This is a genomic window from Rhizobium indicum (genome assembly GCF_005862305.2).
In the GTDB taxonomy this organism is placed as follows: Bacteria; Pseudomonadota; Alphaproteobacteria; order Rhizobiales; family Rhizobiaceae; genus Rhizobium; species Rhizobium indicum.
In genome coordinates, this window is record NZ_CP054022.1 from 1032457 (window position 1) to 1045012 (window position 12556).

General features: G+C 59.6%; 10 protein-coding genes and 3 pseudogenes. 3 read left to right on the forward strand and 10 right to left on the reverse strand.

Translation table 11 applies throughout. The annotated features are described in order from the left end of the window. Position 1: 1 nt before the first annotated feature. The 7 genes from FFM53_RS29255 to FFM53_RS29285 all read right to left on the reverse strand — a co-directional run bounded on the left by FFM53_RS29255 (position 2) and on the right by FFM53_RS29285 (position 7515). Positions 2 to 1153, reverse strand: a complete 1152-nt coding sequence (locus FFM53_RS29255; protein ID WP_173883678.1) for an iron-containing alcohol dehydrogenase — start codon at positions 1151 to 1153, stop codon at positions 2 to 4. Between the two features lie 82 nt (positions 1154 to 1235). Then, on the reverse strand, positions 1236 to 1991 hold the full coding sequence (locus FFM53_RS29260; protein ID WP_138391192.1) for a 2-keto-4-pentenoate hydratase: 756 nt from the start codon (positions 1989 to 1991) through the stop codon (positions 1236 to 1238). 9 nt (positions 1992 to 2000) lie between these two features. After that, positions 2001 to 2744 (reverse strand): HpcH/HpaI aldolase family protein, encoded by a 744-nt coding sequence (locus tag FFM53_RS29265; protein ID WP_138391191.1) that lies wholly within the window; start codon positions 2742 to 2744, stop codon positions 2001 to 2003. An 11-nt stretch (positions 2745 to 2755) separates the two neighbouring features. After that, positions 2756 to 3742 carry a D-2-hydroxyacid dehydrogenase family protein gene (locus FFM53_RS29270; protein ID WP_138391190.1) on the reverse strand — a complete coding sequence of 329 codons (987 nt, stop codon included), beginning with the start codon at positions 3740 to 3742 and terminating at the stop codon, positions 2756 to 2758. A 25-nt stretch (positions 3743 to 3767) separates the two neighbouring features. Then, complete coding sequence (locus FFM53_RS29275; protein WP_138391216.1) at positions 3768 to 4802, reverse strand: TRAP transporter substrate-binding protein; 1035 nt, start codon at positions 4800 to 4802, stop codon at positions 3768 to 3770. A gap of 41 nt (positions 4803 to 4843) precedes the next feature. After that, positions 4844 to 6763, reverse strand: a complete 1920-nt coding sequence (locus tag FFM53_RS29280) for a TRAP transporter large permease (RefSeq protein ID WP_138391189.1) — start codon at positions 6761 to 6763, stop codon at positions 4844 to 4846. Continuing rightward, positions 6760 to 7515 (reverse strand): alpha/beta fold hydrolase, encoded by a 756-nt coding sequence (locus FFM53_RS29285; RefSeq protein ID WP_138391188.1) that lies wholly within the window; start codon positions 7513 to 7515, stop codon positions 6760 to 6762. The genes FFM53_RS29280 and FFM53_RS29285 overlap by 4 nt, the downstream gene beginning before the upstream one ends. Before the next feature lie 102 nt (positions 7516 to 7617). On the opposite strand from FFM53_RS29285, the pseudogene FFM53_RS37085 reads away from it, so the two are divergent. Then, a pseudogene (locus tag FFM53_RS37085) lies at positions 7618 to 7746 on the forward strand (helix-turn-helix domain-containing protein); the annotation flags it as partial. Positions 7747 to 7884: 138 nt separating this feature from the next. Then, positions 7885 to 8517: a substrate-binding domain-containing protein gene (locus FFM53_RS29290; protein ID WP_246413264.1), complete on the forward strand. Its 633-nt coding sequence runs from the start codon at positions 7885 to 7887 to the stop codon at positions 8515 to 8517. Positions 8518 to 8550: 33 nt separating this feature from the next. On the opposite strand, the gene FFM53_RS29295 is transcribed toward FFM53_RS29290, so the two are convergent. From FFM53_RS29295 to FFM53_RS29305, 3 genes and pseudogenes are all read right to left on the reverse strand, one after another. After that, on the reverse strand, positions 8551 to 9651 hold the full coding sequence (locus tag FFM53_RS29295; RefSeq protein WP_173883679.1) for a Gfo/Idh/MocA family protein: 1101 nt from the start codon (positions 9649 to 9651) through the stop codon (positions 8551 to 8553). A 477-nt stretch (positions 9652 to 10128) separates the two neighbouring features. Then, positions 10129 to 10563: pseudogene (locus FFM53_RS29300) on the reverse strand (ISNCY family transposase); the annotation flags it as partial. Further along, positions 10558 to 11172 (reverse strand): annotated as a pseudogene (locus FFM53_RS29305) (ImuA family protein); the annotation flags it as partial. The pseudogenes FFM53_RS29300 and FFM53_RS29305, both read right to left, overlap by 6 nt. Positions 11173 to 11454: 282 nt before the next feature. Between FFM53_RS29305 and ligD the strand changes: the two are divergent. After that, positions 11455 to 12519 (forward strand): non-homologous end-joining DNA ligase, encoded by a 1065-nt coding sequence (ligD, locus tag FFM53_RS29310; protein ID WP_138390512.1) that lies wholly within the window; start codon positions 11455 to 11457, stop codon positions 12517 to 12519. The last annotated feature ends 37 nt before the right edge of the window (positions 12520 to 12556 follow it).

Here is a 12556-nt window from a genome sequence, read left to right on the forward strand (position 1 = left end):
ATCAGGCCGCAGCCAGCATGATGCGCCTGATGTCATCGGCATGGAGATTTTTATGTTCTCCCAAGGGAAGCTGCCGCGCTCGCTCCAGATGATCGACAATGTCATCGATATCGAAGTGAACGGAGGGCAGATCGCGCATGCGCACGGGGCAACCCATGAGAACGAAGAAGCTTTCCAGTCTGTCGATTGCTTCCATGGCGACCGCGTGGTCGTCAGCGCCGTCAAGCTTCCAGACACGCCTGCCGAACCGGGCAAGCAACCGGCGCTTGGCATCGACCCTGTTTCGCAGCAAATGCGGCATGACCAATGAAAGCGTGCGGGCATGATCGATGCCGTAGAGAGCCGTGATGGCGTGCCCGATCATGTGCGTCGACCAGTCCTGAAGGACGCCCGCACCGATCAAACCGTTGAGAGCCTGGTTTGCCGCCCACATGACCGTATCGCGGACATCGTCGGTGGGCTCATTGATCAACAGCGGACCGGCTTCGAACAGCGCCGATAGCAGCACCTCGCTGTATCCATATTGGACGGCCAGGTTTGCATCGTCGGTGAGGTACTGCTCTAGCACATGCGTCACGGCGTCGGTGACGCCGTTTTCCAGTTGCCGCCGGGACAGCGAGGCCATCGTCGACGAGTCTAGAATGGCAAAAGCCGGCCTCGCCGCCTCGATAGCAAACGGCAGCTTCAGGCCTCTGCTCTTGCGCGATATCACCGAAACCGGATTACTTTCCGATCCGGTCGCAGGCAGTGTGAGGATCGCGCCGTTCGGAAGAGGATCGATTGCCCCGCCGCCGGAAACGAGAAGATCCCAGGGATCTTGATGGTCAGTGCGGATCACGGCAGCGAGAAATTTCGCCGCGTCGATGACCGAGCCACCGCCGACACCCAGCACAAAGGTCGTCCCGGCCTCCCGCGCGACCCGCCGTGCTTCCATGATCGTGTCGTATTCCGGGTTCGGTTCGATGCCGCCGAACACAACAACCCGCCTTTGCCCCAAGGAACGGACGACCTGATCATACACGCCGTTCGCCTTGATGCTGCCTCCGCCGAAGAGCAGCAGGACGCGCTCGTCGGGGCCGACGAGCCGGTCGAGATCGGCAATGCGATTGCGGCCGAAGACGATTCTGGTTGTGTTCTGCAGCTCGAAATTCATCGTCTCTCCATCCATCCTCGTACTGCTTTCATCATCCGCTCGACCCAATGGACGCGCTGCGGCCTTGGGAACGCGTGCACCTTCACGTCGTAAAAGCGATTTCGAGCGTGCCGTAGCCTGCGAAGGACGCGGTGACGGTGTCCCCGGGCTGGACGTATTTCAGGCCGGTCAGGGTGCCGGTAGTGATGACGGTTCCGGCCGGCAGGTGATCCGGGCGATGCGGTGCCCTCAGAAAGGCCAGGGCCGGCAATCGCGGATCCCCGGCCGAATGGCCGCCTTCGGCTTCGGCAAGGACCTGGTCACCATTTGACAGGCCGACGCGCAATGTCGGGAAGTCTGTCTCGACGCTTTCGGGCCAGGGATCTCCGACAACCAGAGCGCCGTTCGACATGAAATCTGCATTGCGATCCATGGCGGGGGCGGCCGTATAGCTGAGAAAGCGGGAGTCCACAATTTCGATCGCCGGCACAACAGAGGTCATCTCGTCGAATTGCTCGATCGTCAATGCCCGGTCACCCGCCTCCACATCACGCTTCAAAAGGTAGGCAATCTCCGCTTCCACACCGAGAAGGGGAACGTCTGCCGCGGGCAGCTGTGCGGGATGCTGCAGGAAACGGGACCCGAGGATCGCTCCCCAGATCACCTGGGCAGGATCGACGCCGGAAACTTTATAGGCCACGATGGGCTCATCGAGGATGTGCGCCGTTTCCGTCTGGATCGCAGCCGCATCGGCGAAGGTAGCGGGCTTGAGCTTCTCCGGCAGTTCTTGCACGAAGCGTCCCTCTTGCCTGGATTTTGCGAGAAGCTTGGCGGCGGAGTGGATTTTTGAACGGTCCATGGGCCGGCCTCAATATGCCTGGCCGGAAGGCTGGACCAACAACTGGCGCGCGCCCGTCAACAGCACCTGGTTGATCCAGGCGAGGTTCATGAAGTCTTCGCGCACTGGTTTGCCGGCCGATCGGATCAACCCCGCGGCCTTTTCCACGGCACTTTTGACAGTAGGATGGCCGGGTTCTCCAGGATGTCCCAGCGATTGGGCGAGGTCGTTGAGACCAAAGCTGATGTAATCGACCCCGCGCAATGCGGCGATCTCGTGCACGGCGTCCAGCCCCTTGCCGCTTTCGATCATGATGCCGACGGAAACGTTCTCGTTGCAGGCAGCGAGATGCCCCGGCAGATTATCGATCTCGGTGAAGAACGGCCTGCCGCCGCCGAAGGAACGGTTGCCAAGCGGTCCAAAATATACCGCGCCCAGGGCCTCGCGCGCCTCATCAGCCGACTCGACGTGAGGAACAACGATGCCCCGCACCCCGCGATCGAGAAAGCGTGTGATGGTGGCGGCAGTGCGATCGGGAACACGGGCGATCGGCACGATGCCGTGTCGCTCGGCGGCCAGACATGCCGCCTCCAGGTCGCGTGTCTCGAACGAACCATGTTCACCGTCGAGGTATACGAAGTCGAGATTCAAGGACGAAAGAACCTCGATCGCTGTCGGAGCAGGAAACGTCAGATGAATGCCACGGATGGTCTCCCGTGATGCCGCGGCACGCTTGACGATGTTTTGATGAAACGACATCTGCATCTTACTCATGATGAAACCTCTTAGGTGAGAGAAATTTTCGGCCGTTGAACTGTTGCGGACGGCATCGATCCTCCGTCGAGAAACGCCATGACGTTGTCGATCGATTGCTCGTAGAAGACCTTGAAGTTTTCGCGGACGCAGTAGCCGAGATGCGGCGAAAGAACGGTATTCGGAGAAGTCCGCAGTGGATGGTCCTCAGGCAGGGGCTCCTGGCTGTAGACATCAAGCGCGGCGACGATCTTGCCCTGAGCAAGTGCCGCCAGCAACGCAGCCTCATCGATCAGCGGACCACGCGACGTGTTGACGATGACGGCGCCGGTTTTCATCAGCGCGAAATCACGCGCGCCGATGATCCCGTCTGTCTCCGGGGCAAGGACCATATGAATGCTGATGACATCAGCACGCTTTAGCAGGTCGTCCTTTTCCGCAAACTCGACGCCCGCGGCGGCGGCTCGCTCGGCCGTCAGGTTCGGGCTCCAGGCTATAATCGTCATTCCAAGCGCCTTGGCATAGGATGCCACCAGCGTTCCCAGGCGCCCCAATCCAATCAGGCCGAGCGTCTTGCCACGAAGGGTAAAGCCGGGGGCGATGCCCTGCTGGAAGCCGCCTGCCCTGATCTTGGCGTCCCCGGCAGGTACCCGGCGTGCGGCTGACAGCATCAGGCAAAGAGCCAGTTCGGCGGTCGCCTCGCCATCCTCGCCGGCTTGGGTGAAAGACACCGCCACGCCTCGCCCTTTCAGTGCTTCCATGTCTACCGAGCGATTGCGCGCGCCGGTGATGCTCAGCATCCGCAGGTTGGGGAGCTTTGCAATCAGGCTGGCGGGGAACGGCGTGCGTTCGCGCATCGTCATGACGATGTCGAAATCCCGCAACCGTCTTGCGACCGCATCTTCGCCTGCGAGCGCGTCCTCGAAGAATGTCACATCCGCTCGTATCGAAAGCGGTCCCCAGTCGGCGCTCTTCCGGGCAATGCCTTGCCAATCGTCAATTACCGCAATTTTCGTCATGTCATATGTCTCCGCAGAGCTCTGATCAGCTCAATTCCTTGACGGCCAAATCCAGCAGGCCTTTTCCGATGGAAGCCTCGAACTGCTGGTAGACAGGCTGTGTTGCCTTCACGAATAGCGCGCGGTCGGCTTCCGCGATGTCATTGATAGTCATAAGCGTCTTGAGCTTTTCAACGGCCGTTGCGGTGGTCTGCGGCTGGATCTGCCATTCCCAGTCCATCGACTTCTTCATCGCCGCCTGCAGGATGCCCTGTTCCTCACTGCCCAGCCCGTCCCAAAGACCCTTGTTCATCGATACGACGAAGAAATCCGTGACGTGGTTGGTAAGGGACACGTATTTGCAGACCTCGTAGAGCTTCACGTTGATGAGATCTGGGATCGGATATTCCAGCCCATCAACGACCTTCTGCTGCATCGCCAGATAGATTTCCGCGGAATCGAGTGCGACGGGATTTGCTCCCATGGCCCTGAAGGCCTGCAGATAGACCTGGCTCGAGATGACGCGGAACTTCAGTCCTGCAACGTCAGCGGGGGTGTGAATCGCGTGGACGTTGTTGACCATGTGGCGGGCGCCCATCAGCCAGGAACCGAGAATCTTGAAGCCGGCAGCTTCCGAGTGGCTTTCGATCTGAGAGCCGAACTCCCCGTCGAAGGCCGCTCTCAGTTTATCAGGCGAAGAAATCATGAACGGCAGCGTGAAGACGTCCATCTGACGCACGAAATTGGAGTACCAGGCCGGCGTCGCGTTGGTCATCGACAATGTGCCGAGTTGCACGGCTGTCAGCATCTCCTTGATGCTTCCGAGCTGCGAGTTGGGAAAGGTCTCGATCTTGATCTTGTTCGACGAAAGAGTTGCGACCTCGTCCGCGAACATCATCATCGCCTTGTGATAGTTCGAGTCCGTCGGCTGCGGGTTTCCGAAACGGAACACCCGTGCGCGTTGGGCAAGAGCCGGCGTCGCCAAGCCTCCCAGGGAGACCGCCGCGCCAGCCGCGGCCGACAGTTTGAGGAAATCCCGACGGCTTGCAGATGCGCCGTTTGTGCCAATAAGCGTTTTCATGATTTCATCCTCCCAGATGGTTTTCGTCACATTTAAAGGGTTCACTGCATGCCGAACATGGACGGCAACCAGGTGGTAATCTGCGGGAACAGGATCACGACCACGACGCCTGCGAGAAGAAAGGCATTGTAGTACATGCTCGAGCGCATGGTGGCGTTGATAGGCGCCTCCCCGATGGTGCAGGCGATGTAGAAGCCGATGCCAACAGGCGGCATCATCACGCCGATGCCCGTTGCCATGATGATGAGAATGCCGAATTGCAGCGGGTCCACGCCAAGCTTCACGGCGAGCGGCAGAAGGATGGGGGCGGAGATCAGGATCGCCGGGAAACCCTCGAGCACAAAGCCGATGACGATCAGTGCCGCGACGCTGACAAAGAGGAAGACGGTGGGGCTGACGGTATTGCTGAAGAGGCTGACCATTGTCGCGCCGAGCCCGTCGACGACGATCGCCTGAACCATCAGGTTTGCCATTCCGACCATCAGCAGAACCATCCCCGCCACCAGCGCCGCTTCCCGCATCGCCCGCCAGCAAGATGAAAATCCGGCACTGCGATAGAAGAACAGGGCGGCCAGGAGCCCGTAGACGACAGCGAAGGATGACGACTCCGTTGGCGAAGCCACGCCGCCGACCAGGCCGCCAATTACGATGACGGGGACGCCGAGAGCTGGCAAAGCCGGAGGCACACTGCCGACCGCACGCCGGAGATTGAATGGTACCCCCGCCGGCCAGCCCCTGGTGCGTCCGCGCAGCACCACGGCAATGATCAGGGCGATCGCCAGGATCGCGGCAGGCAGGAAACCCGCAACGAAGAGGGCGCCGACCGAAAGACTTGTCACGGACCCGAGGATCAGCATGGCGACTGACGGCGGAATAGTTTCTGCCATTGCCGCGGATGCTGCGAGAACGGCGACGAATTCCGTCGAGGGATAGTTCCGCTCGCGCATCGGCGCTTTCATGACCGACCCAACAGTCGCGATGTCGGCCGCCTTCGAGCCACTGACACCCGAAAAGACATAGGTCGCCAGGATCTCGGCAATCAGCAGACCGCCTTTCCAGTGTCCGACCCATTCCTGAACCATGTCGATCAGGCGGCGTGCCATTCCGGTAACGTCCATGAGCGAGCCCGCAGCCATGAAAAACGGGATGGCGAGGAGCACAAAGCTGCTGATCCCGTATTGGAAGGCTGCCGGTATCGCGACCAATGGCGCATCACCGGTCATGATGAAATATAGCGCACCGCCGGAGGCCAGAATGAAAGGGATCGGCGTTCCGGCAACGAATGCCAGGGCAAGAAAGACGACGATCGGCAGGAATGGATCGAATTCCACGGCACCCGAATAATAGCCGCTGCGCAGGAGCAGGATCGAACCAACGAGCACCGCGCCGACACCGATGGCGATCGCCAGGGCAGTCCACGAGACATCCGACAGTTTCTCCAGCGTGTAGATGATCGTCAGCACAAGCCCTATCCCGAGCCATATTGCGACCGAGCCTTGGGATATCTGCAGAACCGGCAGAACCTGGCGAACCTGTGCTGCAAAGAAGCCCGGGAAAACGCAAAGCGACAAGACGCAGAGCGCGATCACGAACAGGTAGCCGCAGCTGCGCAAGACATCCTTGCGTATGCCGGACATCTGATCGACGACAGCCATATAGGCCATCCCCGAGGTGCGCCGCATGAAGGCCGGTGCGCCGAGAAAAGTGATGATCGACAGAAGCAACGTCGATGCATCCGCGGCCCAGGGCAGGTCCTGTCCCAAGACATAGCGAAGCATGGTATTGGAAAACGTCACGATGATATTGATGATCAACGCCACGACCACGAATATCTCGACCGCAGCCGCAAGAAGGTCGAGCGGCAGCCGAAGGCGATGTTGTGGGACATCGATCCCAGCAGTCTCGAGGACAGGCTCGACAATTGCTTCGTCTGCATGAGACGCAAATGCATTCGTGCTCATGGCCGTTGCTCCGGTGTGTGCTCAAGGAGAAAATCACGGGCGCGCAAGGACGCAGCGTCCCTGTAATCGGGGCCCTTCCAGGGAGCGAGAACTTCAGCATTGGTCAGGCGCGCGATGTCGGCAGATACCGACGCAGGGTGCATCTTGTCGTCTCCCGGCATGAGCAACGTCGGCACATTCCCGCGCGCCGCATCGTCGCAAGAAACGCTGAAGATGAAGTCGGTCGCAAACATGCGTTTGCCGGCTTCATCCAACAGTTTCTGATCGACATCCGGACGCCCGAGCAGGCCGGAAGCCCAATGCGCAATCTCGGCGTCAACTGTCAGCCGGTTGATTTCGCTCAGGCCGATCGGGTTCTGGAGAACCTGCGCGGAAACGGTGCCCGGCCTTGCCTTCTCTAGTGCGAGAGCGAACGATACGCCGATGCATCCGCCCATCACATGGCAGCGCTGGATATCAAGATGCTGTAGGAGAGCGAGATGATCGGCGGTGTATGAGCTCCATCCGTAGTCGGAACCGATGGCGGCGCGTGACCGGCCGGCGTTGCGAACATCAAGGCGGACGACGCTAAAATGGGGTGTCAGGACCGGGATCGGGTCGCTCCAATCCTGGTCCATCCCCGGGCGCGATGGATTGGAATGCCAGCGCTCGATGCGCGAGCTTAAGAAGCCCGGAGCGAAGAGCAGGACCGGGTATCCCTCGCCGCTTTGCTCATAATAGATTTCTCCACCATCGACCGAAAGTATCGGCATCGCATCCTCCCAGATGTTCAATCTCCCTGATGGCTTAATAGCAGGATGGTATCGAATTAAAAAATTGATTGTTTTCGGCCATTATGATTGATATTTTTAATCATGGCTATCACCCTCGCTCAGGTACGGGCTTTCGAACGCATTGCCCGACTCGGCAGCTTTCACGCTGCTGCCCATCACATTGGCATCACGCAGCCAAGCATTTCCCATCGCATTCAGGACTTGGAGGCGATCCTTGCGACGGATCTTTTCCTGCGCAACGGTCCGAAGGTCACATTGACGGCGGACGGACATTCCTTCCTCGAATATGCTGACCGGCTGCTTGAAACCGCCGACGAAGCGACCGTGCGTTTCAAGAAACGAAATCCGTTGCTGGGCCTGCTGAGGCTAGGCGTCAGCGAGAGTTTTGCTCATATTTGCCTCAGCGATTTGATGACACGCCTGGAGCAGCAGTATCCCAAGCTGAAAACGTCGGTCACCGTCGGAGATACCGGGATGATCAGCGCGCTTTTGAACGAGCACCAACTCGACATAGCGGTCATTTCCGAACCCGGAGTGGCAAGTCATATTCACCGGGTTCCAATCGGACGCAACGAACTTGCCTGGATCGCGAGCAGCCGGCTCAAGCTCCCATCCGGCATCCTGACGCCTGCCGATCTGGCTCAGAACCACATCATCGTCAGCCCGCATACCGCGCGTCTGCACACCACCATGACAAACTGGTTCTCCATGGGCGGAACAGCGCCAAGCCGCGTCAGCACATGCAACAGTCTCTCGGTTACCCTGTCGATGATCAGAAGCGGTTTCGCGATCGGCCTTGTTCCGGTTCGGCTGGTTGCCGACGAGCTCCAAAGAGGCGAGCTCGTCGCTGTCCCGGTGACCGTTCCGGTCGAATCACATCGCGTTTTTCTGTGCTACCAGATCGTCGAATTCGGCCCCGATCTCGAAGCCATTGTCGGCCTGACCAAAGAGCTGATCGCGCACCACCAGCTTTTTCGGTAGGTAGGCGCGCGTCGGCCCCGCCGAGAACGTGTCTCAGCGGTAGCTGTGCCTTGAGCCGGTGGATGACGCGATCTCGACCGCGTCAAGCAACCGGTGCCTCAGGACGGCATCGGCAAATCTTGGTACATGGGACGTGCCGTTCAGGATGTCCTTGCGCATCAGAGTGTAGGCATGCGCCAACGTATAGAAGCCGTCTGTCGGCGCGCAGCCGTTAACCAGCCTGTAGGCGCTGGGGACAAACATATCGACCAACTTGCCGCCATTGCCGGGGCCATGCTGGATTTTCAGGTCGCTGTATTGAAGGCGTCCGTGGCTCGCGGTGACCACAAGATCGCCCTTGGTGCCGTTGATTTCCCAAACAAAATTGCTTGCAGAAGAAGAGCCGGACCGATAGTGAACGGATGCAACCGCACCATTCGTCAACAAACCGCTCACCGCGATCTGATCGGCAATCGTCTTCTCGACCAATTCCCCAGTGTCCGTTCGGGGAACCAGAGGAAACCGCGTGGCAAGGGTCGCCGAGAGCTCCGAAAATTCGCCGAGGCACCAGCATAGCCCATCGATCATGTGACCGAACTGCACGGTCAACATCGACACCCCATTTCGGTAATCAAGTCCGTAGACCAGTCTTGGCTCGATCTTGTCGCCCCAGGCGCCTGCCGACCCGACAAGGGTCGTCGACACGATCTCGCCAATATGGCCGGCCCGCACGAGATCCCGGATGTAGCGCAAGGCGGGTGACGATCGGCCCTGCAGCCCCACAAACCCTTGTACCTCGGTATTGATTGCATTAATCGCTTCCGCGTCAGCCCTTCCGTTACCCAGCGGCCATTCGCAATAGACCTGCTTTCCGGCGTTGAGAGCTGCACTCACCAGCTCCCGATGATGCGGAACCCTGACCGCAACGACAACAAGATCGACGTCTTTGTGTTGCGCCAGCTCATCGGCATTATCGAAGTAAGCGGGCACGTCGTACTGAGCCGCAGCCTTGGAAGCCGATTCACGGTTTGAAGTCGATAGTGCCACGATCTTGTAGCCGTCTGCAGCCCTGATCGCAGGGACATGAGCTCTGGCAGCCCAGGACTCCTCAGAGCTCAACCCGATGATACCAACGCCCACAGTTGTTCTCGACATTTTTTCCTCGCTGATCCCCGTCGGGCAGGCCATCCCTGCTGATCAGGATTGCTTGACGGTGCGGTCAAGCAAAACGATCATACCGATCGACCAGCGGAAATTACCGGATCACGACCGCAAAAAAAAATCGATTATTTCGCTCGTCATCATTCTTTTTTTCAATCGGACTGCGGCGATCGCACAAATGTCCTCGAGATGAGCGGAGCACCTTGAAGCTGCCGCCTGCGCCGGCTTCAATGAACGCGTGACCGTTCTGGGCCGACAGGAGTTCATTTGGGCACGTATCACCTTGGGAACCTCGCTAATTCGACTTGTCAAAGCTGGTTAGAGCCGCGACGGTTCCAGCCAATTAGAAACGCGACACTTGTTCCTCGGATCAGCCCCCGCTCCGACCGGCTGGGCCGGGTTGCAAGGGAGGAGCGGGGGCGGGTGAGATGCACCCTTTCGGCTTTAGCTTTTAGATATGCTCGCCACCATTCATTCTGCAGCCTCCATACGAGCCAGAGCTTTCTGTCGCTTAGCAATTACGTCCGGGTCGCTCATGAAGTCCTTCCTTTTACCCGGCTTGCGCCCCCGCTTCTGATATCCGTTGCTCGTGCTGCCGTCGCGAATGCCGAACATATGATCTGTCTGGCCGGTGCGGCGAGGGCCGCTCTTGCTGCGCTGCTGTTCCCGCCCGGCCTGCTGTTCTATGATGGCCGAGAGCACGTCATCCAGGCGCTTGTTCTCGACAACAACTGACCGATGAACCGACCGCAAGGTGTCAAAGGTTCTGTAAGGTAGGACGTAACTCTCATGCATGATCTCGAGGCGTCCATCCGGATAGTCGCAAACCACGACCTTCTTGCCTGCCAAGGGTCTGGAGACAGCACTGGGTTCGAGAACGAAGAGGACTTTGTCATAGCGCAGCGATCGCGGCCGCCCAACACCCGGAACCGGTAGCTCTTCCGATGGCAGTACGCTGACGCGCCACCTTGATGTCGACGCTGTCGGCTGCCCAAAATCCGATGCCTCCGTCTGCCGTCGCCATCGTCGCACAACCAGCCCAATCGTTCCGGTCTTCTCCGCCGCAAGCTGAAGCCGGCGCGACGCGGTCATGGGAAAACGGACCAGTTCACCGACCACGGCGCCCAGGCCACCATAGCCAAGACCTTCCTCCATGGTCGCCAGGACATCTTCTTCCTTATCGGCTTCGGCAAAGACCACGCGATCGGGATGAAGACCCGCCAGCGCCAGCGCCGGGAAAAACAGGTCCGGCCGCGTCATGCACCAAAGGATCTGCCCATTGGTCCGTGCCGCAATCCCCGCTACGCAGAGGGCGGCGGCAGCACCGTCGACCGTTCCGGATCCGCCACCCGCGAACTCGTGCAAGGCGCCATAGGCCAGACCTCCTCCCGGCAGGACCGCATCGATCTCCGGCACGCCGAAGGACAGACAGCCGGCCTTTCTGGCTGACACGCCCTCCAGCGAGGCAATGCGCTCGCGCAAATCGGAAATCACCCTTTCACGGGCAGCAGTCATCGTTCACGGCTCCCTTCAAGGTCGTGTTGGCGGCCGACATCATGTCGAGCAAAATGCGAATGTTCTCTTTCTGTTCCGGCTCAACAAAAGAGTCAAGCAACCGGAGGGATGGGAATATTATCCTGAACATCAGAAATCCGCGGAATATCCATGGGAATCAGCCCAATAGCGGCCCGCGGATTTTTTTCCGGGCGCCTGCGAGCGCTACTCCCTTTGTGTGAATTGCGGGGACAAGTCGGTATCGTCACAGTGTCTTTAAGATTTTTCTGCTGAACTGGGGCGATGAAGAAGCCTCCTAGATCAAAACCCCTCCTTCATGATACCGAGGCCCCGATCCGTTCCCGGCCGCGAGGCAAGCGAAATCCCGCCCAACCGCAGCTGCTGTTCGATCCCATGCCCGAGCGCGTCGAGCCCGCGCTGGCGGAATTGAAGCCCCATCCCCCAAAGGGAAACGAGTGGAGCTGGGAGCTGAAATTGGATGGCTATCGCCTTGCCGTTCATATCGAGCCCCAAGGGATCCGGATCCTCACCCGCGGCGGCCATGACTGGACCCACCGGTTTCCGGCGATAGAGCAGGCCGCCCGAGCGCTCGGGCCGGCGACGATGATCATCGATGGCGAGGCGGTCGTGCTCGACGAAGAGGGTCGTCCGGATTTCGGGCTGTTGCAGCAATCGCTCGGAGCATCCGGCAAACAAGCTGGCAACCGTGCCTCCGACGCCGTCCTTTACGCTTTCGATCTTATCTACCTTGATGGCCACGATCTGCGCAGTGTCGAATACCGGTCCCGCCGACACCTTCTCGAGGACACGCTAAACGGCGCAAAGAATGACCAAGGCGGCGCCGTCAGGCTATCGGAAACACTCGATGCCGAGCCCGCCGTCCTGCTTGAGCACATCTGCCGCCTCCGGCTGGAAGGCATCGTCGGCAAGCGCCTCGATCGGCCCTATCGCTCGGGCCGGACCGGGGATTGGGTGAAAGTCAAATGCGTCCAGAGCGAGGCCTTCTTCATTGTCGGCTATGAGAGGTCGACGGCATCCCCTGCCGGCTTCGGCTCGTTGGTGCTTGCCGCCTACAGCGATGCCGATCTCGTCCACGTCGGAAGCGTCGGAACAGGCTTCAGTCAAGCCGAGGCCAGCAGGTTGCGGAAGATGCTGGACACGCTGCGATGGAAGCGAAAGCAGCCGCCCCTGCCCTATTCCGGAAGTGCCGATATTGTCTGGGTCGAGCCGACCCTGATCGCCGAGATCGAGTTTCGCGCCTGGACGACAGACGGGAAACTTCGTCATCCATCCTACAAAGGCTTGCGAGAACGCCAGGACAATGCCGACGTCTTCCGGCTCGACTAGCGAATTCAGGGCCATCCGCTAGATTGGTCACCATCCG

Excerpts from the sequence above, each read along its gene's own strand:
- ligD (WP_138390512.1), top strand. The coding sequence starts at position 11,455 with ATGAAGAAGCCTCCTAGATCAAAACCCCTCCTTCATGATACCGAGGCC.
- FFM53_RS29295 (WP_173883679.1), bottom strand. The coding sequence starts at position 9,651 with ATGTCGAGAACAACTGTGGGCGTTGGTATCATCGGGTTGAGCTCTGAG.
- FFM53_RS29275 (WP_138391216.1), bottom strand. The coding sequence starts at position 4,802 with ATGAAAACGCTTATTGGCACAAACGGCGCATCTGCAAGCCGTCGGGAT.
- FFM53_RS29270 (WP_138391190.1), bottom strand. The coding sequence starts at position 3,742 with ATGACGAAAATTGCGGTAATTGACGATTGGCAAGGCATTGCCCGGAAG.
- FFM53_RS29280 (WP_138391189.1), bottom strand. The coding sequence starts at position 6,763 with ATGAGCACGAATGCATTTGCGTCTCATGCAGACGAAGCAATTGTCGAG.
- FFM53_RS29260 (WP_138391192.1), bottom strand. The coding sequence starts at position 1,991 with ATGGACCGTTCAAAAATCCACTCCGCCGCCAAGCTTCTCGCAAAATCC.
- FFM53_RS29255 (WP_173883678.1), bottom strand. The coding sequence starts at position 1,153 with ATGAATTTCGAGCTGCAGAACACAACCAGAATCGTCTTCGGCCGCAAT.
- FFM53_RS29265 (WP_138391191.1), bottom strand. The coding sequence starts at position 2,744 with ATGAGTAAGATGCAGATGTCGTTTCATCAAAACATCGTCAAGCGTGCC.
- FFM53_RS29285 (WP_138391188.1), bottom strand. The coding sequence starts at position 7,515 with ATGCCGATACTTTCGGTCGATGGTGGAGAAATCTATTATGAGCAAAGC.